Source organism: Thiomicrospira microaerophila (assembly GCF_000934765.1).
Classification (GTDB): domain Bacteria; phylum Pseudomonadota; class Gammaproteobacteria; order Thiomicrospirales; family Thiomicrospiraceae; genus Thiomicrospira; species Thiomicrospira microaerophila.
The window spans coordinates 1-4,474 of sequence record NZ_JYNN01000086.1; the positions used below are offsets into that span (position 1 = coordinate 1).

A 4,474-nucleotide genomic window follows, 5' to 3' on the forward strand; every position below is an offset into this window, starting at 1 on the left:
TGAATTCTATAATCCCCTTTGACAATAAGTTGGCCGCCATTGATGTTGAGTGTGCCGCCAGAATGGATTAGATCACCTTCGATAATTAGTGTGCGACCAGCTAGATCAAGTGTACCACTGCGAAAGTGCAGGTTGGCATAAACATGACCATTTGTGTAAAAGGTACTAATCCATTGCCCCGTTGAATCTCGGTAGCTTTCTAGAACCTGAGTGTATGCAATTTTACGTTTTTCTGTTTCTGTGCTGCCTTCTGTTGAATCGCCTTCGTCAACACCGCTTTCGCCACTTGCGTCCTTGGCGATGACACGAATGTTTTCTGGGTTTAATAGACCATAGCTAACTAGCTCTGGTTCACCATAATATTCCACTTCAGAGGCAAGTCGTTGAAGTTTTATTTTGCCCGTTTGTGGTAGGTTAAATTCTGAGCAGCCGGTTTGCGGGTTGTGAGACTCACCGAGCATTAAGAAGGTTTCATTAGTGCTCAAATTTTTGGCTTCAATCAGGTAGCCGATGAGCGTTTCTTGATTATTTTCACTATGTAGATTGCCAAAACAAAACTGAATGTACTCACCTTCTTTAAAGTGGCCGGCCCCTGTGAAGGCATCCCACTGGGTTTTAAGTGGGTCATCGGTTTTGAGCTCAAGCCATCTTCGCGTTAGCGTAAAGCGTTCTATATCAGTCGTTTTAACGCCGTTGATGCCGTGACCATAGCCCTGAACACGCCATAGTAGCGTGCCTTCGACAAGCTCGGTATCGAGCTCGTTGAAGGGGTAGACGCATGTCTCATCTTTGCAGTAGGCATTGACGCGTTGCGCAGGCAGGGTTTGCGTGAATGCGTTAGCGTTGGTGCCCCATATTTGCAGTTCATAATAGGCAAAATCTGTGGAGTGGCTCCACTTGAATGCACGGGTATCCATTAAGTTGAGCACTTGCGCATTGCTTGGGTGCACGGCCTCAATATCAGGCAATGTCTTGAGTTGAGTGACTGGTGCCCCGATTTGGTCAAGGGCGAAATTTGCATCGGCTGGGTGGCCATCAAAGGTGTATTGCGCCATAAATATTTTGTTGACGGCATCGTAAGTTTGGCTTGTCTGACTATTGCGTTTAAATAGTTCATCAACAATATCCGCTTCATCGACTCCGACATAGTTGGCATATTGCGTCATAACACTGTCATACCAAGCAAGACGTAAACCGGCATTGGCGAAGTGTTTCCCTTCTTCTTGTTTGATAAAGAAGTGGGCAGGAAGTTGGATACGGTAAACACCATCTTGATCGGGTTTTGTTTGATTTGGGTCAAGGGTGTAGAAAAAATGTTCTGTGTGGTTTTCTGTGCTGAGGTCTCTCAAGAAAAAGGCAATACGTATTTTTCTATCATAGTCTTGAACAAATAGTGGCGTGTTATTAGGGCGATGGAGTTTGAAAGCAAAATGATAGCTGCCTTGATTTGGGTTATATTCAAAGCGACGCCCGATTGCCGTTGATGTGTTGGGCGTTTGATTAATCGCAATATAAGGAATCACATTAGGGTCTTTTTCTAAAGCCGTGTCTAGGCCATTACTCACGTTAGCCATGACAAACATTTTGTGGTTATCCGAAAATACTGTGTTACCTTTAACTTTGGCGCTAGTGGGTGGAATAATTTCGAGCTGGGCATCGATAGTGTAAATGCCGGGAGTGACGTGTACAATCCCTTTGTCTGTTTTATAGTTATTAACAATAGCACCGTGCTTGTATTTGGTTTCTATTGCACTTGCGAACCCGTCTGCAAAGGAAATGTAATAAAGTCCTTGGTTTTCGAATTGTTTATCTTTAGCGAGGTAGTCGATCACTGAGTTGGGTGTGCTTTGTTTGCTGTCATCGGCTTTGAAGGGCTTGTGTATCCAATTGTCTGTGGGTGTTGCACGTGCCATTTGGTTGAGGTGGTATTGGGTTTTGTTTTTGATTTGAATGCCCAGCACATCGATAAGGTAGTTTTCTTCGAGCACTTCATTGGTCTGGTTGGTAATGCCTGTAAGCGGACTGGTGAAGGTGCGGCCTGTTGAGTAGGGGTCGTCGTGCTCATGGCGTGCTACGTGAAATTGAATGCCGTAGAGCCCATCGTCGAAGTTGTCTTTTTGTTGATGTATGGCTGTCATGGCCTCTTTGCCTGACTCGCCTCGGGCCGCCGCAATCACATCGTAACTATAGGCGACTCCACTGGCCGCTAAAGTGGCGTTACGGTTGTTAATATTCCATGGTTGAAACTGGTTAAGTGGATGCTCACCATAGAGAAAGTAGTGGCTGTAGGCGTATTGGCCATTGCTAAATGGATCAACGCTATTGACTTCTTGCTTATCCTGAGCGCCATTATGTTGTATACCTGGATAGCGTAAAAAACTGTATTTATCAAACGCGACGGAAAAAGGGGCATAAACACCTTCTTGCTCCACTAAAAACGGGATACGTCTTGGTGCGGTAAATATGTCATAGGCAAATGGGGCGACTTGATTCCCCGCATTTGCAAGATCAACCGCTGCGCGTCCCCAGCCAATACCCGGTACGGCATACGTCGCTACACGTGTCAGAATGCTTTGTAGAAAGTCTTGGCCAATATTATCAACCTGGGTTAAAAATCCTTTCATTAACATTTTGCCGGAGGCGCTGACTAGCTCACCTTTATCAATCGCTTTCAGTGCTTTTTCGAGCTCTTTGGTTGAGCTCAGAAATTTAATCGCTTTACTACCCGTGTTGGTAAAGAGGTTAACGCCAATAGCAAAGACCATTGATTGTGCAATAAGCTGCTCTTTTTGATCAAGCTTTTCTTTTTCAATCAGCTTTTTATAAACCTTCATGACCTCAGAGATTTCGGCTTGATCTAGATCCGCTTTCAGATAATTTGTGTTTTTGTTGTAGGATACGCCCGCTGCCTTGTAGGCACTAACAAAGTAGTTTACTTTGTCTTGTGGGTTTTTTGGAAAGTAAAAGTATTCTTTTCCGGTGGTTGAATTTTTATCGGTAAAGCGGTTAAGTAAGGCTTGTAACATGGCATAGGTGAGCATGTCTTCTATGGTGTAATCTGCACTGAAGGCACCGGTTGAGCTCTTTTTACTTCCGGTGCTTTCATTGAGTTGCGCGCTCACTAGCGCATTGGTTTTATCTTCACTATAGGTTATTTTTCGCAATGAACCATCGGTTACAGTGTTGGCAATGGCTTGTTTTTTTACAGTAGAGAGGGCTTTAAGCGCCTCTTCTATTGTTTTAAAGCTCTCTTTGATATCGAGCACCATGACACCTAACTCACTTTGAGCGGGTTTTTTGATCGGAAAACTGGGCTCACTCCCTTCAGCATGCAAATAAAGCTCAATTAAATTGGTGAGTATTTTGGCGGTAGTTAGCGATAAGTTAGCATGATTGTAAATATAGTCAAACACATCACCATTAATCATGGATTTTTGCGCTTTTTCTCTAAGATCTTGACCTCTTGTTCGTTCATTGGTCACAATAAGCGGCTGGGTGGCGAGATCAACGGCAATAGAGACTAGCGTTGCGTAGTTCATTATGCTGGGCATCGATAGGCTGTCAAAATCGGTATAGAGATAGTATTCATTTCCAGCAACAATATCTTTTGACTGGTCTTTTTGACCTACTTCGAACGCGGTACAGGTCGTCACGACTCCATCTTGACAGGTGTTTTGAAGTCCTGAAAAATTGGCTAATTTGCCTATATTATTGAAGGCAAAAAAACCTTGTTGTGGTTTGAGCATTTTGGTATCCGATATCGCTAAACCAAACCAATCTTTAAACGCAATGTCTTCCTTATTAAGTTTATTGAGTTTATCTGCAGGGAGCATGCCATAGTGCAGGCGACGAGTTGTGTTGATGTTAACTTTGAATACGCCTTCGTCATCAAGGTTTATCTTGCCATCTTTTTTAGCTATCTCAAATGAAAAGCCGCCTCGAGTTAACTTGGTAAGGTCATCACTCGATAGAACCGGTGCGTTCCACAGCACTAGGCCTGCACATAGGAGTGTAATCGATAGTCGTTTTTTTAGTTGCAACATAATACCCTGCTTATAGAATTCTTTTGCTGAAGAGCACTTTGTATTCGAATTCTAAACACAATTAGATAAATATGCAAAAATAATTTACTTAAAATTTGCAAGCATATCAGTGTGATACAGAATATTTTTGTATAAAAATTATAACAAAACGGGCAAGAACCCCATATTTACAAGGGTTTTGAGGTGTGTGGTGCGGTTTTATGGCCGATAGTTTTTGTTCGTGTGATGGGGGATTTTTTTAATGAGTTCTCGCCAGTATTTTTCATCGCTCCCATGTAAGCCCGTTTGTCAAGGACTGGACAAAAGGTCGCAGAACAATACAAACTGTCATTCGATGAGTTAATGCGCCGCTTAAACCAAGGCGACCACTCAAAATCCTAACTGCATAAAAAACGCCCCAACTAAGGGGCGCACTTACTGCTCTAGTTTAC

General features: G+C 43.2%; 1 protein-coding gene. It reads right to left on the reverse strand.

Features of this window, described 5'->3' with window-relative positions; genetic code table 11:
• A partial coding sequence (locus NA59_RS12495; protein WP_044413420.1) for a hypothetical protein occupies positions 1-4,043 on the reverse strand: 4,043 nt, incomplete at its 3' end.
• Between the last annotated feature and the right edge of the window lie 431 nt (positions 4,044-4,474).